The organism is Paraburkholderia bryophila, assembly GCF_003269035.1.
GTDB lineage: Bacteria > Pseudomonadota > Gammaproteobacteria > Burkholderiales > Burkholderiaceae > Paraburkholderia > Paraburkholderia bryophila.
This window is the reverse complement of the sequence record NZ_QLTK01000001.1, coordinates 363,093-386,910: the sequence shown is the minus strand read 5'-3', so window position 1 is coordinate 386,910 and position 23,818 is coordinate 363,093. Positions and strand designations below refer to the sequence as shown.

General features: G+C 62.9%; 22 protein-coding genes. 19 read left to right on the top strand and 3 right to left on the bottom strand.

Going from position 1 to position 23,818, the window contains the following annotated elements; translation table 11 throughout:
* Complete coding sequence (gene map / locus BX591_RS01710) at nt 1-810, bottom strand: type I methionyl aminopeptidase (protein WP_111929012.1); 810 nt, start codon at nt 808-810, stop codon at nt 1-3.
* Nucleotides 811-1,256: 446 nt separating this feature from the next.
* Between map and rpsB the strand changes: the two genes are divergently transcribed.
* From rpsB to BX591_RS01630, 16 genes are all read left to right on the top strand, one after another.
* Nucleotides 1,257-2,009 (top strand): 30S ribosomal protein S2, encoded by a 753-nt coding sequence (rpsB, locus tag BX591_RS01705; protein ID WP_111929011.1) that lies wholly within the window; start codon nt 1,257-1,259, stop codon nt 2,007-2,009.
* 206 nt (nt 2,010-2,215) lie between these two features.
* Nucleotides 2,216-3,097 carry a translation elongation factor Ts gene (tsf, locus tag BX591_RS01700; RefSeq protein WP_105507221.1) on the top strand — a complete coding sequence of 294 codons (882 nt, stop codon included), beginning with the start codon at nt 2,216-2,218 and terminating at the stop codon, nt 3,095-3,097.
* A gap of 220 nt (nt 3,098-3,317) precedes the next feature.
* Nucleotides 3,318-4,031, top strand: a complete 714-nt coding sequence (gene pyrH / locus BX591_RS01695; RefSeq protein ID WP_111929010.1) for a UMP kinase — start codon at nt 3,318-3,320, stop codon at nt 4,029-4,031.
* Nucleotides 4,032-4,129: 98 nt separating this feature from the next.
* On the top strand, nt 4,130-4,690 hold the full coding sequence (frr, locus tag BX591_RS01690; RefSeq protein WP_111929009.1) for a ribosome recycling factor: 561 nt from the start codon (nt 4,130-4,132) through the stop codon (nt 4,688-4,690).
* 63 nt (nt 4,691-4,753) lie between these two features.
* Nucleotides 4,754-5,536, top strand: coding sequence for a polyprenyl diphosphate synthase (gene uppS, locus BX591_RS01685; protein WP_035546192.1), 783 nt, complete (start codon nt 4,754-4,756; stop codon nt 5,534-5,536).
* Nucleotides 5,530-6,351: a phosphatidate cytidylyltransferase gene (locus BX591_RS01680; RefSeq protein WP_111929008.1), complete on the top strand. Its 822-nt coding sequence runs from the start codon at nt 5,530-5,532 to the stop codon at nt 6,349-6,351. Before uppS ends, BX591_RS01680 begins: the two co-directional genes overlap by 7 nt.
* 10 nt (nt 6,352-6,361) lie before the next feature.
* Entirely contained in the window at nt 6,362-7,567 is a 1,206-nt protein-coding gene (locus BX591_RS01675) for a 1-deoxy-D-xylulose-5-phosphate reductoisomerase (RefSeq protein ID WP_111929007.1), read from the top strand.
* A 7-nt stretch (nt 7,568-7,574) separates the two neighbouring features.
* The gene (rseP, locus tag BX591_RS01670) at nt 7,575-8,987 is read left to right on the top strand and encodes an RIP metalloprotease RseP (protein WP_111929006.1); all 1,413 of its coding nucleotides are present in this window, start codon (nt 7,575-7,577) and stop codon (nt 8,985-8,987) included.
* A 67-nt stretch (nt 8,988-9,054) separates the two neighbouring features.
* A complete protein-coding gene (bamA, locus tag BX591_RS01665; protein ID WP_111929005.1) occupies nt 9,055-11,367 on the top strand; it encodes an outer membrane protein assembly factor BamA in 2,313 nt (770 codons plus the stop codon).
* Nucleotides 11,368-11,471: 104 nt separating this feature from the next.
* Complete coding sequence (locus BX591_RS01660; protein WP_176061444.1) at nt 11,472-11,993, top strand: OmpH/Skp family outer membrane protein; 522 nt, start codon at nt 11,472-11,474, stop codon at nt 11,991-11,993.
* Nucleotides 11,994-12,117: 124 nt separating this feature from the next.
* Nucleotides 12,118-13,266 (top strand): UDP-3-O-(3-hydroxymyristoyl)glucosamine N-acyltransferase, encoded by a 1,149-nt coding sequence (gene lpxD, locus BX591_RS01655; protein WP_111929004.1) that lies wholly within the window; start codon nt 12,118-12,120, stop codon nt 13,264-13,266.
* Nucleotides 13,267-13,461: 195 nt separating this feature from the next.
* Entirely contained in the window at nt 13,462-13,926 is a 465-nt protein-coding gene (gene fabZ / locus BX591_RS01650) for a 3-hydroxyacyl-ACP dehydratase FabZ (protein WP_111929003.1), read from the top strand.
* 92 nt (nt 13,927-14,018) lie between these two features.
* Nucleotides 14,019-14,807, top strand: a complete 789-nt coding sequence (gene lpxA, locus BX591_RS01645; protein WP_111929002.1) for an acyl-ACP--UDP-N-acetylglucosamine O-acyltransferase — start codon at nt 14,019-14,021, stop codon at nt 14,805-14,807.
* A gap of 3 nt (nt 14,808-14,810) precedes the next feature.
* A complete protein-coding gene (gene lpxB, locus BX591_RS01640; RefSeq protein WP_111929001.1) occupies nt 14,811-15,980 on the top strand; it encodes a lipid-A-disaccharide synthase in 1,170 nt (389 codons plus the stop codon).
* The gene (rnhB, locus tag BX591_RS01635; RefSeq protein WP_111929000.1) at nt 15,977-16,732 is read left to right on the top strand and encodes a ribonuclease HII; all 756 of its coding nucleotides are present in this window, start codon (nt 15,977-15,979) and stop codon (nt 16,730-16,732) included. Before lpxB ends, rnhB begins: the two co-directional genes overlap by 4 nt.
* A gap of 77 nt (nt 16,733-16,809) precedes the next feature.
* Nucleotides 16,810-17,595 carry a TrmH family RNA methyltransferase gene (locus tag BX591_RS01630; protein WP_111928999.1) on the top strand — a complete coding sequence of 262 codons (786 nt, stop codon included), beginning with the start codon at nt 16,810-16,812 and terminating at the stop codon, nt 17,593-17,595.
* A 100-nt stretch (nt 17,596-17,695) separates the two neighbouring features.
* Here the strand turns inward: BX591_RS01630 and ppsR are convergent, their stop codons facing one another.
* Complete coding sequence (ppsR, locus tag BX591_RS01625) at nt 17,696-18,511, bottom strand: posphoenolpyruvate synthetase regulatory kinase/phosphorylase PpsR (protein ID WP_035546174.1); 816 nt, start codon at nt 18,509-18,511, stop codon at nt 17,696-17,698.
* Between the two features lie 569 nt (nt 18,512-19,080).
* Here ppsR and ppsA point away from each other — a divergent pair.
* The 3 genes from ppsA to BX591_RS01610 all read left to right on the top strand — a co-directional run bounded on the left by ppsA (nt 19,081) and on the right by BX591_RS01610 (nt 23,131).
* Nucleotides 19,081-21,486 (top strand): phosphoenolpyruvate synthase, encoded by a 2,406-nt coding sequence (gene ppsA / locus BX591_RS01620; protein ID WP_111928998.1) that lies wholly within the window; start codon nt 19,081-19,083, stop codon nt 21,484-21,486.
* A 180-nt stretch (nt 21,487-21,666) separates the two neighbouring features.
* A complete protein-coding gene (locus BX591_RS01615) occupies nt 21,667-22,110 on the top strand; it encodes an NfeD family protein (RefSeq protein WP_111928997.1) in 444 nt (147 codons plus the stop codon).
* 82 nt (nt 22,111-22,192) lie between these two features.
* Nucleotides 22,193-23,131, top strand: a complete 939-nt coding sequence (locus BX591_RS01610) for an SPFH domain-containing protein (RefSeq protein WP_111928996.1) — start codon at nt 22,193-22,195, stop codon at nt 23,129-23,131.
* Between the two features lie 148 nt (nt 23,132-23,279).
* Here BX591_RS01610 and smpB read toward each other — a convergent pair whose 3' ends face one another.
* Nucleotides 23,280-23,726, bottom strand: coding sequence for an SsrA-binding protein SmpB (gene smpB, locus BX591_RS01605; RefSeq protein WP_111928995.1), 447 nt, complete (start codon nt 23,724-23,726; stop codon nt 23,280-23,282).
* Nucleotides 23,727-23,818: the final 92 nt, after the last annotated feature.

The window sequence follows — 23,818 nt, the reverse complement described above, 5'->3', positions numbered from 1 at the left end:
TCAGGCCGTGGCCGCGACGACCGGCGGCCGCGCCGGCGTGCCGGCGGAAACGGTCAGCACGTCGTAGCCGGATTCCGTCACGAGCACGGTGTGTTCCCACTGCGCCGACAGGCTGCGGTCTTTGGTTTTCACGGTCCACTGGTCGGGCATGGTGCGGATGTCGCGGCGGCCGGCGTTGATCATCGGCTCGATCGTGAAGATCATGCCGGCCTGCAACTCGAGCCCGGTGCCCGGACGGCCGTAATGCAGAATCTGCGGATCTTCGTGGAACACCGTGCCGATGCCATGGCCGCAATATTCGCGCACCACGCTGTAGCCCTGGGCTTCGGCGTGCTTCTGAATGGCATGGCCGATGTCGCCGAGATGCGCGCCGGGGCGCACCTGGTCGATGCCGAGCCACATGCATTCGAAGGTGGTCTGAACCAGCCGTTTAGCCATGATCGAGCCTTCGCCGACGATGAACATGCGGCTGGTGTCGCCGAAATAGCCTTCCTTGATGACGGTGACGTCGATATTCAGCGCGTCGCCGTTCTTCAGCGTTTTTTCGCCGGGAATGCCATGGCAGATCACGTCGTTGACGGAAATGCAGGTTGCCTTTGGGTAGGGCGGGTAGCCGGGCGGCTGATAATTCAGCGGCGCGGGCACGGTGCCCTGTTCCTTCAGCATGTATTCGTGGCAGAGGCGGTCGAGTTCGCCGGTCGTGATGCCGGCGGCAACGAACGGCGTGATGTAGTCGAGCACTTCGCTAGCCAGTTTGCAGGCGACGCGCATTTGCGCGATATCGTGTTCGTTTTTGAGCGTAATAGCCATGAGTCGGGCCTGAATTGCGATTTATTCTGAGATTATCGCACCATATCCCGGCTGCCGCAGGGTTTTGCGGGCCTGGCGCGCCGCCAGTCCGCCGGCCTCGCGTCGGGTGAGGCCCAGTGCGCATCCGCAGGTGCAACCCGGCGGCGGCCGGAAGGAGCTACCGTGCGGGTTGAGTCATGCAATAGTCGCGTGCTATAATCTTTGGCTAAGTCGCTCTCTGCCTTGGTTTTATTGTCCGGTATCAGTCTGAATGAGGCTGAAATGGTCAAAAAGACGGCGGGAGCAGCTTCCCACGGTGCGCGTTGCCTGCGTCGTGGGGTGGGGCAGTGTAAGGCAGCAGACTCGCAAGCCGGCGCACCCAGGGTGTCCGTCGCGTTACGCCAAACTGAAGGCGGGCGCGGCCGATACGGCAGCCGGCTTAAGACCCAACCCTCGCGGAGATTTTCATGGCAGTTACCATGCGTCAAATGCTGGAAGCCGGTGTCCACTTCGGTCACCAAACGCGCTTCTGGAACCCGAAGATGGCTCCCTTCATTTTCGGTCATCGCAACAAGATTCACATCATCAACCTCGAAAAGACGCTGCCGATGTACAACGACGCGCTGAAGTACGCGCGTCAACTGGCAGCCAATCGCGGCACGATCCTGTTCGTCGGCACGAAGCGTCAATCGCGCGACACGATCGCTGAAGAAGCGCAACGCGCAGGTATGCCGTTCGTCAACGCACGCTGGCTCGGCGGCATGCTGACCAACTTCAAGACGCTGAAGGTTTCGATCAAGCGCCTGAAAGACATGGAAGCAGCGCTGGAAGCCGGTGAAACCGAACGCATGAGCAAGAAGGAAGCTCTGTTGTTCGAGCGCGAAATGGCCAAGCTGGTCAAGTCGATCGGCGGTGTGAAGGACATGGGCGGCATTCCGGACGCGATCTTCGTGGTCGACGTCGGCTACCACAAGATTGCCGTGACCGAAGCTAACAAGCTCGGCATTCCGGTTATCGCCGTGGTCGACACGAACCACTCGCCGGAAGGCATCGACTACGTGATCCCGGGTAACGACGACGCTTCGAAGGCTGTCGCTCTGTACACGGCTGGCGTGGCTGACGCGATCCTCGAAGGCCGTGCGAATTCGGTCAACGAAGTGGTGCAGGCTGCACGCGGCGACGACGGCGACGAGTTCGTCGAGGTCAACGCGGAAGCGTAAAGCTTCCCCGTGTCCGGCAAAAAAGGGGGCTTTCTACAGGCCCCCTTTTTTTAAGTCGCGACAGACGTAATAGGGCGCTGGAAACGGCGCCCGAGCAATGCCGAAGTGTGGTTGCGTAAAAAAGTACGTGAAACGCTGAAACGAATTCTTGCCGCCGGTATCGAAGTCCGGGCGGCGTGTGACAGACGGAACTCAAGGAGCAAATGATGGCGGCAATTACCGCAAGCATGGTTGCAGAACTGCGCGCAAAGACCGACGCGCCGATGATGGAGTGCAAGAAAGCGCTGACGGAAGCCGACGGCGACATGGCGCGCGCTGAAGAGCTGCTGCGTGTGAAGCTGGGCAACAAGGCCAGCAAGGCTGCGTCGCGCGTGACGGCTGAAGGCGTGGTCGCTTCGTTCATCGGCGGCAATGCGGGTTCGCTGGTTGAACTGAACTGCGAAACCGACTTCGTTTCGAAGAACGACGACTTCCTGGCTTTCTCGAAGACGGTCGCGGAACTGATCGCTACGCAAAACCCGGCTGACGTCGCCGCGCTGGGCGCGCTGCCGCTGGAAGGCTCCACGGTCGACGCGGTGCGTCTGGCGCTGGTCGGCAAGATCGGCGAAAACCTGTCGATCCGCCGCTTCGTGCGCTTCGACACGGCGAACAAGCTGGCCGCGTATCTGCACGGCACGCGTATCGGCGTGCTGGTCGAGTACACCGGCGCGGACGAACAGATCGGCAAGGACGTGGCGATGCACATCGCTGCAATGAAGCCGGTGTCGCTGTCGTCGGACGACGTGCCGGCCGACCTGATCGCCAAGGAACGCAGCATTGCTGAACAGAAGGCCGCCGAATCGGGCAAGCCGGCTGAAATCGTCGCCAAGATGGTCGACGGCAGCGTGCAGAAGTACCTGAAGGAAGTGTCGCTGCTGAACCAGACGTTCGTTAAGAACGACAAGCAGACGATCGAACAGATGCTGAAGGCTGGCAACTCGAGCGTGCAGAAGTTTGCGCTGTTCGTGGTCGGCGAAGGCATCGAGAAAAAGCAGGACGACTTCGCTGCTGAAGTGGCTGCTCAGGTCGCTGCTGCAAAGCAACAATAAGCGTGTCTTAAGTCTCAGTTAGTACCGTTGGACCCGCGGCGGAGCAAGACTTTGCCGCGGTCGGCAGCGCCGCAAGGCTGCGTGCGGGTTGACCCTCGTCACGCAGCCGCCGCTGGCGGACCCCAGGGTTCGTCAATTTGGCGGTGCTTGCCCGAATCAGCATTTCACCCCTACATTAGTCCCTTGTTGTTGCCCTGTTCTGCGCGATCTGGATACCCCTATGCCCACTGCCTATAAACGCGTCCTGCTCAAACTCTCCGGTGAAGCCCTGATGGGCGACGATGCCTTCGGCATCAACCGCGCGACCATCGAAAGAATGGTGGCGGACGTGGCCGAAGTGGTCCGTCTCGGAACGCAGATGGCCGTGGTGATCGGCGGTGGCAATATTTTCCGCGGCGTCGCGGGCGGCGCGGCCGGTATGGACCGCGCCACGGCCGACTACATGGGTATGCTGGCCACCATGATGAACGCGCTGGCACTGCAGGACGCTATGCGTCATGCCGGCATCGAGGCGCGCGTGCAATCCGCGCTGCGCATGGATCAGGTGGTCGAGCCGTATATCCGCCCCCGCGCGATTCGCCAGCTCGAGGAAGGCCGGGTCGTGATTTTTGCGGCGGGCACCGGCAATCCGTTCTTCACGACCGACACCGCCGCTGCGCTGCGCGGCGCGGAAGTCGGTGCGGAAGTCGTGCTGAAAGCCACCAAGGTGGACGGCGTCTATTCGGCCGACCCCAAGAAAGACCCAAGCGCGACCCGTTACACCACGATCAGCTTCGACGAAGCCATCGGCCGCAATCTGCAGGTGATGGATGCGACCGCGTTCGCGCTGTGCCGCGACCAGAAGCTGCCGATCCGGGTGTTTTCGATCGTCAAGCCGGGCGCGCTCAAGCGCATCGTTCAAGGCGAGGACGAGGGCACCCTCGTCCACGTGTAAACTCTCGTTCACATAACGTGGGCTTTAACGCGAGCCCAGGTCGCCGCCTCGCGCGCGCCGGCCGGCTCGCACCGTTTTGAAGGTTCGGAGGTTTAAAAATGTCTGTGGCTGATATCAGGAAGGGCGCTGAACAAAAAATGCAGCGCTCCATCGACGCGTTCAAGAACGACCTGTCGAAGATTCGCACGGGCCGTGCTCACACGGGCCTGCTCGATCATATCCAGTGCGATTACTATGGTTCGCCGGTGCCGATCTCGCAGGTCGCGAACCTGACGCTGATCGACGCGCGCACGATCGGCGTGCAGCCGTGGGAAAAGAAGATGGTGCAGGTCGTCGAAAAAGCGATTCGTGAGTCGGACCTCGGTCTGAACCCGGCCACCCAGGGCGACGTGATCCGCGTACCGATGCCCGCGCTGACCGAAGAACGCCGCCGCGAACTGACCAAGGTGGTCAAGAGCGAAGCGGAAACGGCCAAGGTTGCCGTGCGCAATCTGCGCCGCGACGCCAACGAGCAATTGAAGAAGCTCGTGAAAGACAAGGAAATTTCGGAAGACGACGAGCGTCGCGCGGGTGACGACGTTCAGAAGCTGACGGACAGGTTCGTCACCGAAATCGACAAGATCGTCGTGACGAAAGAAGCCGAGATCATGACGGTGTAAGCCTTCGGGCTCAGCACTTTCACGGTTTCCACTTCTTTATTTGCAGTTATTGTCCCGACGGCCATGACCTATACCAGCTCAACCGTGCGCGTGCCTGATGTCGCCGCGGTGCCGCGACATATCGCGATCATCATGGACGGCAACGGCCGTTGGGCCACCCAGCGGCGTCTGCCGCGCGTGGCGGGCCATACGCGCGGCGTCGACGCCGTGCGCGCGGCCGTCGAGGCCTGCGCGCGTCAGGGCGTCGAATATCTGACGCTGTTCGCGTTCAGCTCGGAAAACTGGCGTCGCCCGAACGACGAAGTGTCGTTCCTGATGCGTCTGTTCGTCACCGCGCTGGAGCGGGAAATCGGCAAGCTGCACGCGAACGGCATCCGTTTGCGGGTGGTCGGCGATCTGTCCCGCTTCGATACGCGCATCCGCGACCTGATCAAGCGCGCGGAAAGCAAGACCGCGCGCAACACCCGTCTGACATTGACGATTGCCGCCAATTACGGCGGCCGCTGGGACATCATGCAGGCCACCCGCAAGCTCGCCGAGCAATCGGCGCTGGCGGGCAAGGCGGTCGAGGTCAACGAAGATTCGTTCGCCGAGCACCTGTCCATGGCTTACGCGCCGGAACCGGATCTCTTCATCCGCACCGGCGGCGAGCGCCGCGTCAGCAATTTCCTGCTGTGGCAGCTCGCGTACACCGAGTTCTACTTCACCGACACGTTCTGGCCGGATTTCGACGCCGACGCGCTCGGCCACGCCATCGCTTCGTACGCGGAGCGCGAGCGCCGTTTCGGGCGCACCAGTGCTCAACTCGAGCCGCAATCGCAAAACGTCGATTCGCTTCCATGCTAAAAACCCGTGTCATCACGGCGATCATCCTGCTGGCGGTGTTCCTGCCGGTCACGTTGTTCGCGCCGGTGGGCGCGTTCGGCGCGCTGATCGCTTTCGTCGTCGTGTTCGCCGCGTGGGAGTGGGCGCGCCTGCTGAAGCTGGGCGGCGCCGGTCCGATCGTTTACGCGCTGGTCGCTGCGATGGCGTTGGTCGCCAGCACGCGACTCGGCACGGGCGTCGAACAGGCCCGTTCGCTCTTCAAGGCGGCGGCGATCTTCTGGGTGGTCGCCGGTCCGTTCGTGCTGCTGCGCAAACCCACGCTCGCCCAAGGCGTGTGGCGTAACTTTCTGTTTCTTGCCGGCATTGTGGTATTCGTCGCGTGCTGGCATGCTCTCGTCGCTGCACGCATGCAGGGCGTGCCGTTCGTGCTGTCGCTGCTGCTCCTGGTGTGGCTGGCCGATATCGGCGCATACTTCTCTGGAAAAGCGTTCGGCAAACACAAGCTGGCACCTGCTATCAGCCCGGGTAAGACTTGGGAGGGCGCGATCGGCGGCTGGCTGGTCGTGATGCTCGTCGCGGCGGCGGCGGTCTTTTTGCATGCGTTCGAGCCGACCCTGTATTCTTCGCTGCTGGCGCAATGGGGCGCCGTGCGCACGCTGCTCGCACTGACCTTGCTGGTGGCATTCAGCGTGGTGGGCGACCTGTTCGAATCGATGATGAAACGCCAGGCCGGCGTCAAGGATTCAAGCGGCCTGTTGCCGGGGCACGGCGGCGTGCTCGATCGCATCGACGCCTTATTGCCGGTGCTGCCGCTTGCCATGCTGCTGCTCGGCTAGAGAAAGAGATATGCAAAAACGTCTGACATTGCTCGGTTCCACGGGCTCGATTGGAGACAGCACGCTCGACGTGGTCGCGCGTCATCCCGAGCGCTTTTCGATCTACGCGCTTACCGCGCATCGCAACGGCGACAAGCTCGTCGAGCAATGCTTGCGCTTTGCGCCGCAGGTCGCGGTAGTCGGCGACGTTGAGACGGCCGCACGGGTCGCGGCGAAGCTGCGCGAGGCAGGCAGCAAGACCGAGGTCGCGTATGGACCGCAGGCGCTCGTCGACGTGTCGAAGAGCGACGCTTGCGACACCGTGGTCGCGGCTATCGTCGGTGCGGCCGGCCTTGCGCCGACGCTCGCCGCGGCGCGCGCCGGCAAACGCATCCTGCTCGCCAACAAGGAAGCGCTGGTCATGTCCGGCGCGATCTTCATGGACGCCGTGCGTGATAACGGCGCCGTGCTGCTGCCGGTGGACAGCGAACATAACGCGATTTTCCAATGTCTGCCGCGCGAAGCCGCGCAGCACGGCGGCGTGTCCAAAATCATCCTGACCGCGTCGGGCGGCCCGTTCCGTACCCGCGAACCGGCCACGCTCGTCGACGTCACGCCCGACGAAGCCTGCAAGCATCCGAACTGGGTGATGGGCCGCAAGATCTCGGTCGACTCCGCCACTATGATGAACAAGGGCCTCGAGGTGATCGAAGCCCACTGGCTGTTCGGCTTGCCGGGCGAGCGCATCGAAGTGCTGATTCATCCGCAGAGCGTGATTCATTCGATGGTCTCGTACGCTGACGGCTCGGTACTCGCGCAACTCGGCAATCCGGATATGCGTACGCCGATCGCCCACGCGCTGGCGTTTCCCGATCGTATCGATTCGGGCGTGGCGCAACTCGACCTGTTGCAGGTCGCGTCGCTGGCGTTCGAAAAACCGGATTACGCGCGCTTTCCGTGCCTCGCGCTTGCCATGAAGGCGCTCGCCGAGGGCGGTCTGGCCAGCGCCGCGCTGAACGCCGCGAACGAAGTCGCCGTGGAAGCCTTTCTGCAGCGCCAGATCGGTTTCATGGCGATTGCCCAGGTGGTCGACTCGGTGCTGAACGCGTTACCCAACGGCAGCGCCCATGCGCTCGACGACGTGATCGAAGCGGATGCCGCCGCGCGTCGCGCCGCCGCCGAATTCATCGCGCGTTTGCCCGACAACGCCCGTCGCACGGAACGCGCCGTCCAGTGAGGCGCCTATGAACCTGCTGATCGAACTGCTCGCCTTCGCGGTCGCGATTGGCGTACTCGTGGTCGTTCACGAGTACGGGCATTACAGCGTGGCACGTTGGTGCGGCGTCAAGGTGCTGCGCTTTTCGATCGGCTTCGGCAAGCCGCTGTTCCAGTGGGTGAGTCCGAAAACGGGCACCGAGTGGACCATTGCCGCGTTGCCGCTCGGCGGCTACGTAAAGATGCTCGACGAGCGCGAAACCGGCGCCGCGCCGATTCCCGCCGACCTGCTGCCGCAGGCGTTCAACCGGAAGTCGGTATGGCGTCGTTTCGCGATCGTCGCGGCCGGCCCGATCGCTAACTTCCTGCTGGCGATCGTGTTGTTCGCGCTGGTGTTCGCCACCGGCGTGACGGAGCCGGCGGCGGTGGTCGCGGCACCCGCACCGAACACGCCGGCCGCTTTGGCCGGCTTCGACGGCGGCGAAACCATCGTCGCGGTGCGCACCGGAAATGCCGGCGAATCCGAGCGGGTGCGTTCGTGGTCCGATCTGCGCTGGAAGCTGCTCGGTGCGGCGTTCGATCACCAGCGCGTGGTGCTGAGCGCGAAAGACGCGCACGGCACGTCCGATTTCCAGCTCGATCTGCGCGGTCTCACCGAGAAAGACGTCGACGACGATTTCATGTCGCGCCTCGGCTTCGAGCCGGGCGGGGGCAAGCTGACCGTGGCGGGCGTGCAGCCGGGCAGCGCCGCGCAAAAGGCAGGGCTTGCCGCGGGCGATCGCCTGCGCGCGGTCGACGGTATTCCGACCGATAACGCCACGGCCTTCATCGCTTATGTAAAATCTCACGCCGGCAAGCCGGTCACGCTGCAGGTGGAGCGCGGCGCGCCAGCGGGCCAGGCGGGTCCAGCGGGACAGGCTGCGGGCAAGCTCGAAGACATCAGCCTCGTGCCGCAGTCGCAGCGCGACGACGCCACCGGCCAGCAGGTCGGCCGCATCGGCGCGGAACTGGCGACTCAGGTGCCGTCCATCGACGTGCGCTATGGGCCCGTCGAAAGCCTGCAACTGGGTGCGCGTCGTACGTGGGATCTCGCGGTGTACTCGGTGCGAATGTTCGGCCGGATGATCGTCGGCGAGGCTTCGCTGAAAAATCTTTCCGGCCCCGTCACGATCGCCGATTACGCAGGAAAGAGCGCACGTCTAGGTCCTTCTGCATTCCTGTCGTTCCTGGCCCTTGTCAGTATTAGCCTTGGTGTACTGAACCTGTTACCAATTCCGGTATTGGACGGGGGTCATCTGTTATATTATTTGGTTGAAGCTGTAACCGGCAAAGTTGTCTCCGATCGCTGGCAACTCGTTTTTCAGAGGGCGGGTCTCGCCTGCATCGTCGCATTGTCGGCGATCGCGCTGTTCAACGATCTGGCTCGCTTAATCCATTTTTAAAGTGTCCGGCGGCGTTCACGATGGCGACCGTCTGACCTGATGCAGCTATACACACTGGGGAAGCACGTTGTTTAAACCTCATCGCTTTGTTCCAAAGACGGTTATAGCCGCGGCGTTCGCCGCGCATGGGCTGGTTGCTCACGCAACGACGCCCTTCGTGGTGCAAGACATCCGGATCGAGGGATTGCAACGCGTCGAACCTGGTACCGTGTTCGCCTACCTGCCGATCAAGCAGGGCGACACCTTCAGCGACGACAAGGCATCGGAAGCCATTCGCGCACTGTATGCCACGGGCTTCTTCAACGACGTCAAGATCGCGACCGAAGGCAATGTCGTCATCGTGCAGGTGCTGGAGCGTCCGGCCATCGGCACGATCGACTTCTCCGGCATCCATGAATTCGACAAGGACAACCTGACCAAGGCGTTGCGCGCGGTCGGTTTGTCGCAGGGTCGTTACTACGACAAGGCGCTTGTCGACAAGGCCGAGCAGGAGTTGAAGCGTCAGTACCTGACGCGCGGCTACTACGCGGCCGAAGTGACCACCACGATCACCCCGATCGACCGCAACCGCGTCGCGGTGCTGTTCTCGGTGGCCGAAGGTCCGAGCGCGAAGATCCGCCAGATCAACTTCATCGGCAACAAGGCGTTCAGCACCGGTACGCTGCGCGACGAAATGCAGCTGTCCACGCCGAACTGGTTCTCGTGGTACACGAAGAACGATCTGTACGCGAAAGACAAGCTCACCGGCGACCTCGAAAACGTCCGCTCGTATTATCTGAATCGCGGTTACCTCGAGTTCAGCATCGACTCCACCCAGGTGTCGATCTCGCCGGACAAGAAGGACATGTATCTGACGGTCACGCTGCACGAAGGCGAGCCGTACACGATTTCGAGCATCAAGCTCGCCGGCAACCTGCTCGACCGCGAGCCGGAGCTGGCCAAGCTGATCAAGATCAAGCCGGGCGACCGCTTCTCGGCTGAAAAGCTGCAAGCCACCACCAAGGCGATCGTCGACAAGCTCGGCGAATACGGCTATGCGTTCGCAACCGTCAACGCGCAGCCGCAGATCGACCAGGCCAACCACAAGGTCGACCTGACGCTGCAAGTAGACCCGAGTCGCCGCGTCTACGTGCGCCGCATCAACGTGGTCGGCAACACGCGCACGCGCGACGAAGTGGTGCGCCGCGAAATGCGCCAGCTCGAAAGCTCGTGGTTCGACTCGAACCGCCTCGCGCTGTCGAAGGACCGGATCAACCGTCTCGGCTACTTCACGGACGTGGACGTCACCACGGTGCCGGTCGAAGGCACGCCCGACCAGGTCGACGTCGACGTCAAGGTGGCCGAAAAGCCGACTGGCGCGATCACGCTGGGCGCGGGTTTCTCGTCGACCGACAAGGTGGTGCTCTCGGCAGGCGTGTCGCAAGACAACGTGTTCGGTTCGGGCACGAGCCTCTCGGTGAACGTGAATACCGCGAAGACCTACCGTACGCTGACGGTTACGCAGGTCGACCCGTACTTCACGGTCGACGGCATCAAGCGGATTACCGACGTCTACTACCGTACGTACCAGCCGCTGTACTACTCGACGGACTCGAGCTTCAAGATCGTCACCGTGGGCGGCGACCTGAAATTCGGTATCCCGTTCTCGGAAGTGGACACGGTCTACTTCGGTGCCGGTCTCGAGCAGAACCAGCTGGACATCGACGCGAACACGCCGGCTTCGTACATCCAGTACGTGAAGGACTTCGGTCGCGTCTCGAACAACGTGCCGATCACGGTGGGCTGGTCGCGCGACGCGCGTGACAGCGCGCTCGTACCGAGCCGCGGTTACTTCACGCAGGCCAACGCCGAGTACGGCACGCCGATCGGTGGCACCCAGTACTACAAGGCCGACATCAACGCGCAGTACTATTATTCGTTTGCGCGCGGCTTCGTGCTGGGCTTCAACTTCCAGGGCGGTTACGGTAACGGCCTGGGCGGCAAGCCATACCCGATTTTCAAGAACTACTACGCCGGCGGTATCGGTTCGGTGCGGGGCTTCGAGCCGAGCTCGCTGGGTCCGCGCGACAAGACCACGGGCGACCCGATCGGCGGCTCGAAGCTGCTGGTCGGCAATATCGAGTTGACGTTCCCGCTGCCGGGCACGGGCTACGACCGCACGCTGCGGGTCTTCACGTTCCTCGATGCGGGTAACGTCTGGGCCGACGCGAGCGCTGCGGCCAATTCGACTGGCGCGAATGGTCTGCGTTACGGCTACGGTGTCGGTCTCGCGTGGATTTCGCCGATCGGACCGCTCAAGCTCAGCTTGGGCTTCCCGCTCGTGAAGCACACTGGCGACCAGTATCAGAAATTCCAGTTCCAGATCGGGACGGCATTCTGATCGGGCGGCGCGATCGCACTCCGGGCGTCGCCGCTGCGAACTATCGGCAGCGGCCGACCCCGGCGGTGGGCGGCTGGCCTAATTACAGAATCGAGAGGATGACTTTGCTAACCGGTATGTTTTCGAAACGTGTGGCATGCGCGCTGGCGCTGGCAATGACCTTGGGTGTCGGGGTAGCGCACGCGCAGGAAGCCCGGATCGCCGCGGTGAATTCCGACCGGATCCTGCGGGAGTCCGCTGCCGCGAAGGCCGCGCAGGTCAAGCTCGAAGCCGAGTTCGCCAAGCGCGACAAGGATCTCGCGGACATGGCGCAGAAGCTGAAGACCCTGTCCGATTCGCTCGACAAGAACGGTGCGTCGATGTCGGTGGCAGATCGCGCGCAGAAGCAGCGCGATCTGTCGCAACTGGACACGGACTTCCAGCGCAAGCAGCGCGAGTTTCGCGAAGATCTGAACCAGCGCCGTAACGAAGAACTGGCGGCGGTGCTGGACCGCGCGAACAAGGTGATCAAGCAGATCGCCGAACAGCAGCACTACGACCTGATCGTTCAGGAAGCGGTGTATGTGAGCCCGCGTATCGATATCACGGACCAGGTGCTCAAGGCACTGGCCGCGTCGGGTAACTGAACGGCGCAAGCGCCGGGCGTTGGCTCGCGAGTGGGTGGCTCCTACGCCGCCCACGGTCATTGTCCGGTGGCAGTGAAGACGTAGAACTGACAAGTTGGACTGAACTGCAGGAGACTGGATAGGCATGGCATTTACGCTTGAGGACATCGTCCAACGGTTCGGCGGTGAAGTAGTCGGAAACGGTTCGCAGCGCGTCGGTAGCCTTGCGCCGCTCGACCAGGCAGGTCCGGACCAACTGGCGTTCCTCGCCAATCCGAAGTACCTGTCGCAGGTCGAAACGACCCGCGCAGGCGCGGTGTTGATCAATGCCGCCGATCTCGCCAGGCTGGCTCCCAGCGAAAGCCGTAACTTCATCGTCACGCCGAATCCGTACGCTTACTTTGCGCGCGTCGCGCAGACCTTCATCGACCTCGCGGCGCCCAAGGTTGCGCCGGGCGTGCATCCGAGCGCCACGATCGACCCGTCCGCGCAGATTGCCGCGAGCGCGGTGATCGGCCCGCACGTCACGGTGGAAGCCGGCGCGGTGATCGGCGAGAACGTGCGGCTCGGCGCCAATGTGGTGATCGGTCGCGGCACGCGGATCGGCGCCGCTTCGCATCTGTACCCGAACGTGGTGGTGTACCACGGCTGCAAGCTCGGCGAGCGCGTGATCGTGCATGCTGGCGCGGTGATCGGTTCGGACGGTTTCGGCTTCGCGTCGGATTTCGTCGGCGAAGGCGATGCGCGCACCGGTAGCTGGGTGAAGATTCCGCAGGTCGGCGGCGTGTCGATCGCGAACGACGTCGAGATCGGTGCGAACACCACGATCGACCGTGGCGCGATGGCCGACACGATCATCGAAGAGTGCGTGAAGATCGATAACCTCGTGCAGATCGGCCATAACTGCAAGGTCGGGGCGTACACGGTGATCGCCGGTTGTGCGGGCATTGCGGGCAGCACCACGATTGGCCGTCATTGCATGATCGGCGGCGCGGTCGGCATTGCCGGCCATGTGACGCTCGCCGACTACGTGATCGTTACGGCGCAGTCCGGTGTATCGAAGTCCTTGTCGAAGCCCGGGATGTACACCAGCGCGTTCCCGGCCGTGAATCACGCCGACTGGAACAAGAGCGCGGCGTTGCTGCGCAATATCGGCAAACTGCGCGATCGTATCAAGGCGCTCGAAAACGCGGCGGCGGACAAGCCGACGGCTGCCACGTCAAGCACATCGTCGAACTCGTCGAACGCAACGGATAACCCGGCAGCAAGCAATTCCGCAGACGAGCAAGCCTGAGTTCGCGAAGTAATTCGCCGGACGGCTTGCCGGCACCGCGTAAAATGGCGGGCTAGCATCAGAAGCAACGTCGGTTGCCGTGACCGGGTGGCACGGCCGCCGGGTCAGGGCGAGCGCCGGCAGCACGCGTTACCAACCCACCTGCACCAGCATTCGCAGTCATCATCGCGCAGTCAATGCGTGAGCAGAAACACCATGAGCACCGAAAAAATCAATCTCGACATTCATAAGATTCTCACGCTGCTGCCACATCGCTACCCGATACTGCTGGTCGACCGGGTGCTCGAACTCGAGCCGCACAAGCGCATCAAAGCGTTGAAGAACGTGTCGATCAACGAGCCGTACTTCCAGGGGCATTTCCCGACCCGTCCGGTCATGCCCGGCGTGCTGATCCTCGAGGCGCTCGCGCAAACCGCCGCGCTGCTGACGTTCTCGGAAGAGCCGAGCGATCCGACGAACACGCTGTACCTGTTCGTCGGTATCGACAATGCGCGCTTCAAGCGCGTGGTGGAGCCGGGCGACCAGTTGATCCTGAACTGCACGTTCGAACGTCATATGCGCGGCATCTGGAAGTTCAAGGCGCGCGCCGAAGTGGATGGCGTCGTGGCGGCGGAAGCCGACCTGATGTGCGCGGTGCGGCACACGGACAAGGACGCTTAAGTCAGCGTCCGGTCAGCCTGTGGCTCGACGCCGGCGCGGCCGGCATCGCCCGGGCCCATCAGACAACGCAACAGAATCAGAAGCGAGGACGCATGAGCAGGATTCATCCCACTGCGATCGTCGAACCGGGCGCACAAGTCGACGAGTCCGTCGAAATCGGACCGTATGCCGTGATCGGCGCACATGTCACGATCGGCGCGCGGAGTACGGTCGGCTCGCATAGCGTGATCGAAGGTCACACCACGCTCGGCGAAGACAACCGGATCGGCCACTACGCATCGGTCGGCGGCCGACCGCAGGACATGAAGTACAAAGACGAGCCGACCCGGCTCGTAATCGGCAACCGCAACACGATCCGCGAATTCACCACGATCCACACCGGCACGGTGCAGGACGCGGGCGTCACCACGCTCGGCGACGACAACTGGATCATGGCGTACGTGCATATCGGGCACGACTGCCACGTCGGCAATAACGTCATTCTGTCGAGCAACGCGCAGATGGCCGGTCACGTGACGATCGGCGACCACGCTATCGTCGGCGGCATGTCGGGCGTGCATCAGTTCGTGCGCATCGGCGCGCACTCCATGCTGGGCGGTGCGTCGGCGCTGGTGCAGGACATTCCGCCGTTCGTGATCGCGGCCGGCAACAAGGCGGAGCCGCACGGCATCAACGTCGAAGGGCTGCGCCGCCGCGGCTTCTCGCCCGACGCGATTTCGGCGCTGCGCTCGGCCTATCGCCTGCTTTACAAGAATGGCCTGTCGCTGGAAGAAGCGAAGGTGCAGTTGCGCGAATTGGCCTCCGCGGGTGGCGACGGCGACGAACCGGTGCAGACGCTACTCGCGTTCATCGAACTGTCGCAACGCGGCATCATCCGCTAAGCGATGGCATTGCAACCCAATCCGCTGCGCGTCGCGATGGTGGCCGGCGAACCGTCCGGCGACCTGCTCGCGGCGTCGCTGCTCGACGGCCTCGCGAGCCGTCTGCCCACCGGCACCCAGTACTACGGGATCGGCGGTCCGCGCATGAGCGCCACGGGCTTCGACGCCCACTGGCCAATGGACAAGCTGACGGTGCGCGGCTATGTCGAAGCACTGAGGCATATTCCCAGCATTCTCGCCATCCGTAACGAACTGAAGCGCCAACTGCTGGCGGAGCCGCCGTCGGTGTTCGTCGGCGTGGACGCGCCCGATTTCAACTTCGGGCTCGAGCACGCGTTGCGCGATGCCGGCATTCCGACCGTTCACTTCGTGTGTCCGTCCATCTGGGCGTGGCGCGGCGGACGCATCAAGAAGATCGCCAAAGCGGTCGACCACATGATGTGCGTCTTCCCGTTCGAAACCGCGCTGCTGGAGAAAGCGGGCATCGCGGCGTCGTACGTGGGGCATCCGCTGGCCGACGAGATTCCGCTGGTACCCGATACGCTCGGCGCACGCCGCGCGCTCGGTCTTGCGCAAGACGGTCCGATCATCGCGGTGCTGCCCGGCAGCCGGCGCTCCGAGATCGATCTGATCGGTCCGACATTCTTCGCGGCGATGGAAATGATGCAGCACCAGGAGCCCGGTCTGCGTTTCGTGATGCCGGCCGCCACGCCGGCATTGCGCGAAATGCTGCGGCCGCTAGTCGACTCGCATCCCGGCCTCGCGCTGACGATCACCGACGGCCAGTCGCAACTCGCCATGACCGCGGCCGACGCGATCCTCGTGAAGAGCGGCACCGTGACGCTGGAAGCCGCGCTGCTGAAAAAACCGATGGTGATCTCCTACAAGGTGCCCTGGCTGACCGGGCAGATCATGCGCCGCCAGGGCTATCTGCCGTACGTTGGGCTGCCGAACATTCTGGCGGGGCGTTTCGTCGTGCCGGAAATCCTGCAGCACTTCGCCACGCCGCAAGCGCTGGCCGAGGCCACGCTGAAACAGTTGCGCGACGAAGGCAACCGGCGCACGCTGACGGAAATTTTCACGGAGATGCATCACGTGCTGAAGCAGAATACGGCGCAGCGTGCGGCGGAAGTCGTGGCGAACGTCGTCGAAACGCGTAAGGCGCGGCCGTGACCGGTGCGCGCGCACCGCGCCGCAAGACCGTGGCAGGCGCCGCGGCGGAGCAGGTCGGCCTGAACTTCGAAACGCCGGACGACGTCGTCTGTGGTGTCGACGAAGCCGGGCGTGGCCCGCTGGCCGGTCCGGTGGTCGCGGCGGCGGTGATCTTCGACCCGTCGAAGCCGATGATTCGCGGCCTCGACGATTCGAAGGCGCTCACGGCGAAAAAGCGCGACGAACTGTACGACAAGATCGTCAACCGGGCACTGGCTTACTGCATCGCGTCGGCGAGCGTCGAGGAAATCGATTCGCTGAATATCCTGCATGCCACCATGCTGGCAATGAAGCGCGCGGTGGAAGGTCTCGCCGTCGTGCCGACGCTGGTCAAGATCGACGGTAATCGCTGCCCGACGCTGAGCGTGCGCAGCGAGGCGGTGATCGGCGGCGACGCGCTCGTCAAAAGCATTTCGGCGGCGTCGATTCTGGCTAAAGTCACGCGCGACCGGATGCTGCTCGAATTGCATCAGCGTTTCCCGGTGTACGGATTCAATGCCCATGCCGGCTACGGCACGCCGCAACATCTCGCGGCGCTGCGTGAACATGGGCCGTGCGAGCATCATCGGCGCTCGTTCGCGCCGGTGCGTGAAGCGCATCTGCGCTTTGGCACCGCCACGCGTCTGCCGGCGGGTGAAATCGTCGTCATGCCCGTCACGCTGACCGACGCGACGCCCGACGACGACGCCTTCGGCGAACGCAGCGGCATCTGATTTTTCAGTGAGCGCCGTGCGCGTGGCATCACGGCGCGTCGTTCATTCTTTCCTCATTCTCACTGTCTTCGCTGCCTGTGAAAGCTATCACCTCGCGGGACAATCCGCTCTATAAACGCCTCAAGGCATTGGCCGGCTCGACGCATCAACAGCGTCGCGGCGCTCAGGCGTTGCTCGAAGGTTTTCATCTCGCGAGCGCGTTTCTCGAGGTCGCCGGGCAACCGGAACTGTGCGTCGTCACCGACGGTGCGCTGGCTCACGACGAAGCGCGGGCGATCGTCGCGCGTGTCGAACAGCATCGCGTCGTGACGCTGCCGGATGCGTTGTTCGGGCAGTTGTCGAACGTCGTGCATGGTGTGGGGATTCTGCTGCTGGTCGACAAGCTCGATCCGCCGCTGCCCGACACGGTCGCGCAGACCTGTCTGGTGCTCGACGGCGTGCAGGACGCCGGCAACGTCGGTTCGATTCTGCGCAGCGCGGCGGCGGCCGGCATTCAGCAGGTGTTCTGCGCGTCGGGCACGGCGTACGCGTGGTCGTCGAAAGTCTTGCGCTCGGGCATGGGCGCGCACTTCCTGCTGCAGATTCACGAGGACGTCGACACGCAGTCGCTGATCGAACGCCTCGCGGTGCCGATCGTGATCACGGATTCGCATGGCGCCGAGGCCATCTACGATTGCGATCTGAGCGGACCGCTCGCATGGGTGTTCGGCAACGAAGGGGCGGGCGTATCGCAGATCTGGCGCGACGCGGTGTCGTTGCGGGTGACGATTCCCCAGCCGGGCGGCATGGAGTCGCTCAATGTGGCGGCGGCCGCCGCGGTTTGTGTGTTCGAGCAATGCCGGCAGCAGCGGGCAAGCGCGTAGCCTAATAGTCGTATAGCCGCCGTATAGCCGTAAAAAAGGGCGCCGTGTCAGGCGCCCCCGTGAACCGAGTGAATCGCGTGAACCACTTCCGGCAGCAAGCTCAGTAAGCCTGCCGATCCAGCTTGATCTCCTGCAGGATCGTCGTCGCGATCTCTTCGATCGACTTGTGCGTCGACGATAACCACTTCACCCCTTCACGCCGCATCATCGCTTCGGCTTCGTTGATCTCATAACGGCAGTTTTCCGGCGCGGCGTATTTGCTGCCTGGCCGTCGCTCGTTGCGGATTTCGGACAGCCGCTGCGGATCGATCGACAACCCAAACATCTTCTGACGATGCGCGAGCAAGGGCGTAGGCAGTTTGCCGCGTTCGAAGTCTTCCGGAATCAGCGGATAGTTTGCCGCCTTCACGCCGTACTGCATGGCCAGATACAGGCTCGTCGGCGTTTTGCCGCTACGCGACACGCCGACCAGAATCACGTCGGCGTCGGCCAGATTGCGGTTCGATTGACCGTCGTCATGCGCGAGCGAAAAGTTGATCGCCTCGATCCGGTTCTTGTATTCCTCGGTGTCCGCGTTCTGGTGGCCACGACCCATGGCGTGGCTCGACTTCAGTTCCAGTTCCTGTTCGAGCGGCTCGACGAAGGTCTGAAACATGTCCAGCACCAACGCGTTCGAGCCTTTGACGATCTGGTTCGACGCGCTGTCCACCAGCGTGGTGAACACGATCGGCCGGCGGCCGTCTTGCGCAATCGCCTCGTTGATCTTTTCGAGGGTGGCGTAGGCCTTTTCCGTCGAGTCGACGAAAGGCACGCGAACCAGACGGAATTTCTGGTCGAACTGGGAGAGGATCGAATGCGCGAAGGTTTCGGCAGTGATCCCGGTACCGTCGGAGACGATGAATACGGTGGGCGGCATCAGTGGGGCTGGGGAACGTGAGCGGAAAACAGCGCTCGAATAAAACATCGCCGCGCGGACCTCGCTGCCCGGTGGCTAACCGGTGCATGCAGCGGATCGGCACGGCGCGCCGTGGGCACCACAATTGCGTGCGGATGACGCAGGGGACTCGCAAAAGCCCGCTGGCCGGTCCGGCGCGCGTTTCGAGGCGCAATTCTCGTCCGACAGTCACATTTTGAGAGTCGGCACGGTAGAATAGCGGCAACCTGTTGGATAAGCAATTGCAGGCGATTGGCGTCTAACTTACCTTGAACGGTCGTTCAACGCGTCGCCTTCGGTCGGTAACGTGCGGTGAATGTGGTGGATTGATCGGTAAATTCGTCCATTCGCGTTCTTCGTCGCGCATCCGGCCATTTGCACATTTGCGGCATCGCCGTGGCGCTTTTTACCGGCCGTGGCCGCTTTACCGTGCTGTGTCGCGATTGCTTCTCCAACAGGTTGTGCAAGACGCGAGAGCACGCTCCCAATGGGCGTCTCGCGTTCGAGCCCACTTGCACAGCCGTGAATTTCTTTCACACTTAGGGGCTTGTATGACTAACGTAGTTACCGTCGCAAAGGACAAGGCGTATGTAGTTCCGTTCGAGCAGTTGCGAATGACCGACGTGGAGATTGTCGGTGGCAAGAATGCGTCGCTTGGCGAGATGATCAGTCAACTCGCCGAGGCCGGCGTGCGCGTGCCCACCGGTTTCGCTACGACGGCGCTGGCGTTCCGCGACTTCCTGAATCACAACAATCTGACCGAACGCATCGCCAAACGTCTCGAGACGCTCGACGTCGACGACGTGAAGGCGCTCGCCGAAGCCGGCAAGGAGATCCGTCAATGGATCGTCGACGCGCCGATGCAGCCGCAGCTCGAAGCGGACATTCGCGCAGGGTTCGACGTCCTGCAAAACAGCTCGCCTGAAGAGCTGTCGTTCGCCGTGCGCTCCTCGGCCACGGCGGAAGACTTGCCGGACGCCTCGTTCGCGGGTCAGCAGGAAAGCTACCTCAACGTGGTCGGCGTGGAAGACGTGCTCGACCGCATGAAGCACGTGTTCGCGTCGCTCTACAACGACCGCGCTATCTCCTATCGCGTCCACAAGGGCTTCACGCATGCTGAAGTCGCGTTGTCGGCGGGCGTGCAGCGCATGGTGCGCTCGGACGTCGGCGCGGCCGGCGTGATGTTCACGCTGGACACCGAATCGGGCTTCAAAGACGCCGTGTTCATCACGTCGAGCTATGGCCTGGGCGAAACGGTGGTGCAGGGCGCCGTGAATCCGGACGAGTTCTACGTCTTCAAGACCACGCTCGCGCAAGGCAAATACCCGATCATCCGTCGCTCGATCGGCTCGAAGCTGATCAAGATGGAATTCACGAAGGCCGGCGAAGAAGGCCGCGTGAAGACCGTCGACGTGGCGCACGAGCAGCGCAATCGCTTTTCGATCACCGACGAAGACGTGATCGAACTCGCCAAATACGCCGTCATCATCGAAAAACACTACGAGCGTCCGATGGACATCGAGTGGGGCAAAGACGGCCGCGACGGCAAGATCTTCATTCTGCAGGCGCGTCCGGAAACGGTGAAGAGCCAGGCCGCGGGCAAGGCCGAGCAGCGCTTCAAGCTGAAGGGTCAGTCGAACGTGCTGGCCACGGGCCGCGCGATCGGTCAGAAGATCGGCGCGGGTCCGGTGCGCGTGATCCACGATCCGTCGGAAATGGACCGCGTGCAACCGGGCGACGTGCTGGTCGCCGACATGACCGACCCGAACTGGGAGCCGGTCATGAAGCGCGCGTCGGCGATCGTCACGAACCGCGGCGGGCGCACCTGCCACGCGGCGATTATCGCGCGTGAGCTGGGCGTGCCGGCGGTGGTCGGCTGCGGCGACGCGACCGACGTGCTGAAGGAAGGCGCGCTGGTCACGGTCTCGTGCGCGGAAGGCGACGAAGGCAAGATCTACGACGGCCTGCTCGAAACCGAAATCACCGAAGTGCAGCGCGGCGAACTGCCGCCGATTCCGGTGAAGATCATGATGAACGTCGGCAATCCGCAACTGGCCTTCGACTTCTCGCAACTGCCGAATGCAGGCGTGGGTCTGGCGCGGCTCGAGTTCATCATCAACAACAACATCGGCGTGCACCCGAAGGCGATTCTCGAGTACCCGAACATCGACCAGGACCTGAAGAAGGCCGTGGAAAGCGTCGCGCGCGGTCATGCGTCGCCGCGTGCGTTCTACGTCGACAAGCTCACCGAAGGGATCGCGACGATTGCCGCGGCGTTCTATCCGAAGCCCGTGATCGTGCGTCTGTCGGACTTCAAGTCGAACGAGTACAAGAAGCTGATCGGCGGTTCGCGCTACGAGCCGGACGAAGAGAACCCGATGCTGGGTTTCCGTGGCGCGTCGCGCTACATCGCCGACGACTTCGCCGAAGCGTTCCAGATGGAATGCGTCGCGCTGAAGAAGGTGCGCGAAGAGATGGGTCTCGACAACGTCGAGATCATGGTGCCGTTCGTGCGCACGCTGAAGCAGGCGGAGCGCGTGATCGGGCTGCTCGGCAAGTTCGGCCTGAAGCGCGGCGAGCAGGGCCTGCGCCTGATCATGATGTGCGAAGTGCCGTCGAACGCGATCCTCGCCGAAGAATTCCTGCAATTCTTCGACGGTTTCTCGATCGGTTCGAACGACCTGACGCAACTGACGCTGGGCCTCGATCGCGACTCGGGCATGGAACTGCTGGCTGTCGATTTCGACGAACGCGATCCGGCTGTCAAGTTCCTGCTCAAGCGTGCGATCGAAACCTGCTTGCGCCTGAACAAGTACGTCGGCATTTGCGGCCAGGGTCCGTCGGATCATCCGGACTTCGCGCAATGGCTGACGGACGAAGGCATCGCGTCGATCTCGCTGAACCCGGACTCGATCGTCGAGACGTGGCAGCAACTGGCGGCGTCGGCGAAGCAGTAAAACGCCTCGTGCATGCCGCTTCTTAAGCGGCATGCATAGCGTGCGGGAGGCTGCGGCAAAGTGCGCGTAAACAGCGCCTCAAAAGCTCGTCAAAGAGTGTTGCAGCGCCCGTTCGATGCACCCGCTTCGTGCTATAAACACCCCGGTAGATCCGGGGTGTTTTGCTTTGTGGAGGTCGACGTGGCGCCAGGTGGATTGTTCTGGTGGATCGGGGCGGGTGTGCTGGTCGTGCTGGAGTTGATCAGCGGTACGTTCTATCTGTTGATGATTGCGTTGGGCTTCGCCGCGGCGGCCTTCGCGCACATCGCGGGGGCGCCGGCCGACCTGCAATTCGCGGTGGCGGCGGGCGTGGCGCTGGCCGCGGTGCTGCTGCTGCGCCGCTCCCGCTTTGGCCGCAGAACGCGCAAGGACGCTGCGCACAATCCCGATGTCAATCTCGACATCGGCCAGACCTTGACCGTCGACGCCTGGCAGGCGCGTCGCGCGCGTGCCAACTATCGCGGCGCCGCGTGGGACATCGAACTCGCGCCGGGCGAACCGGAAGACGCTCATCTTTACGAAATCACCGCGCTGAACGGCAGTTGTCTTGTCGTCGTCGCGAGCAGGCGGGCGGCGGGCGCCTGAGCGCGCGGCGCGTTCAGGCGCCCACGCTTCACGGCATTTCCCAGCTTCACGCAACCCATCGAGTACGGACCGGAGAACAACAATGGATGTATCGACCATCGTCGGGGTGGTAGTGCTGATCATCGTGATCATGACGGCTGCGCAGACCCTCAAGATCGTGCCGCAGCAACATGCGTGGGTGCTCGAACGGCTCGGGCGTTACCACCGTACGCTCACGCCCGGCTTGAGCTTCGCGGTTCCGTTCGTCGACCGGATCGCGTACAAGCACATCCTCAAGGAAATCCCGCTCGAAGTGCCGAGTCAGGTCTGTATCACGCGCGACAACACGCAGTTGCAGGTGGACGGCGTGCTGTATTTTCAGGTCACGGATCCGATGAAGGCGTCGTACGGGTCGAGCAACTTCGTGTTCGCGATCACGCAGTTGTCGCAGACCACGCTGCGTTCGGTGATTGGCAAGCTGGAACTCGACAAGACGTTCGAGGAGCGCGACTTCATCAACCACAGCATCGTGTCCTCGCTGGACGAAGCGGCGTCGAACTGGGGCGTGAAGGTGCTGCGCTACGAGATCAAGGACCTGACGCCGCCCAAGGAGATTCTCCACGCCATGCAGGCGCAGATTACCGCCGAGCGCGAAAAGCGCGCGCTGATCGCGGCGTCCGAGGGGCGTAAGCAGGAGCAGATCAATATCGCGTCTGGTGGCCGCGAGGCGGCGATCCAGAAGTCCGAGGGCGAGCGGCAGGCGGCGATCAACCAGGCGCAGGGGCAGGCGTCGGCGATTCTGGCGGTGGCCGAGGCCAACTCGCAGGCCATTCAGAAGATCGCGGCGGCGATCCAGTCGAATGGCGGGATGGAAGCGGTGAACCTGAAGGTGGCCGAACAATACGTGAACGCGTTCGGCAATCTGGCCAAGCAGGGCACCACGCTGATCGTGCCGGGCAACCTGGCGGATATGAGCTCGATGATCGCGTCGGCGCTGACGATCGTGAACAAGGGCAAGGGCGGCGCGACCGAGGTGCGCTGAGCCGCCAGATCACCACGTCCGACCAGACAAAAATGGCCCGCTCGAAAGCGGGCCATTTTTTATTGAATCGTCATGTCGAGGCCAAGGCGTGGCAGGCCGGAAGCGCGGCAAATCCGCGCAGACGCGCCCGCGTCCGTGCCGGCGAGCTTCAGCCCGGCGAACGCATCAGGCGCGCCTTCTCGCGCTCCCAGTCGCGTTTCTTCTCGCTCTCGCGTTTGTCGTGCTGCTTCTTACCCTTGGCCAGCCCGATCTCGCATTTGACGCGGCCGCCTTTGTAGTGGAAGTTCAGCGGCACGAGCGTGTAGCCGCGCTGCTCGACCTTGCCGATCAGTTTGCTGATCTGTTCGCTATGCAGCAGCAGCTTGCGCGTGCGCACCGGATCCGGGTGGATGTGGGTCGAGGCTTCGGGCAGCGGGCTGATGTGCGTGCCGATCAGGAACAGTTCGTTGTCTTTGATCACAACGTAACCTTCCTTGATCTGACCGCGCCCGGCGCGCAGCGCCTTGACCTCCCATCCTTCGAGCACGAGCCCTGCTTCATAGCGTTCTTCGACCGAATAGTCGTAGAAAGCTTTTCTGTTGTCGATAATGCTCATGAATGGAAAGTGCCCAACTCGTTTAAAATCACGATTTTAGCAAAGCGGGGCAAGGAAAGCCCGCCGCGCTTGTCCACCCTTGCCACGCGCTG

Excerpts from the sequence above, each read along its gene's own strand:
- map (WP_111929012.1), bottom strand. The coding sequence starts at position 810 with ATGGCTATTACGCTCAAAAACGAACACGATATCGCGCAAATGCGCGTC.
- rpsB (WP_111929011.1), top strand. The coding sequence starts at position 1,257 with ATGGCAGTTACCATGCGTCAAATGCTGGAAGCCGGTGTCCACTTCGGT.
- tsf (WP_105507221.1), top strand. The coding sequence starts at position 2,216 with ATGGCGGCAATTACCGCAAGCATGGTTGCAGAACTGCGCGCAAAGACC.
- pyrH (WP_111929010.1), top strand. The coding sequence starts at position 3,318 with ATGCCCACTGCCTATAAACGCGTCCTGCTCAAACTCTCCGGTGAAGCC.
- frr (WP_111929009.1), top strand. The coding sequence starts at position 4,130 with ATGTCTGTGGCTGATATCAGGAAGGGCGCTGAACAAAAAATGCAGCGC.
- uppS (WP_035546192.1), top strand. The coding sequence starts at position 4,754 with ATGACCTATACCAGCTCAACCGTGCGCGTGCCTGATGTCGCCGCGGTG.
- BX591_RS01680 (WP_111929008.1), top strand. The coding sequence starts at position 5,530 with ATGCTAAAAACCCGTGTCATCACGGCGATCATCCTGCTGGCGGTGTTC.
- BX591_RS01675 (WP_111929007.1), top strand. The coding sequence starts at position 6,362 with ATGCAAAAACGTCTGACATTGCTCGGTTCCACGGGCTCGATTGGAGAC.
- rseP (WP_111929006.1), top strand. The coding sequence starts at position 7,575 with ATGAACCTGCTGATCGAACTGCTCGCCTTCGCGGTCGCGATTGGCGTA.
- lpxD (WP_111929004.1), top strand. The coding sequence starts at position 12,118 with ATGGCATTTACGCTTGAGGACATCGTCCAACGGTTCGGCGGTGAAGTA.
- fabZ (WP_111929003.1), top strand. The coding sequence starts at position 13,462 with ATGAGCACCGAAAAAATCAATCTCGACATTCATAAGATTCTCACGCTG.
- lpxA (WP_111929002.1), top strand. The coding sequence starts at position 14,019 with ATGAGCAGGATTCATCCCACTGCGATCGTCGAACCGGGCGCACAAGTC.
- lpxB (WP_111929001.1), top strand. The coding sequence starts at position 14,811 with ATGGCATTGCAACCCAATCCGCTGCGCGTCGCGATGGTGGCCGGCGAA.
- ppsR (WP_035546174.1), bottom strand. The coding sequence starts at position 18,511 with ATGCCGCCCACCGTATTCATCGTCTCCGACGGTACCGGGATCACTGCC.
- ppsA (WP_111928998.1), top strand. The coding sequence starts at position 19,081 with ATGACTAACGTAGTTACCGTCGCAAAGGACAAGGCGTATGTAGTTCCG.
- BX591_RS01610 (WP_111928996.1), top strand. The coding sequence starts at position 22,193 with ATGGATGTATCGACCATCGTCGGGGTGGTAGTGCTGATCATCGTGATC.
- smpB (WP_111928995.1), bottom strand. The coding sequence starts at position 23,726 with ATGAGCATTATCGACAACAGAAAAGCTTTCTACGACTATTCGGTCGAA.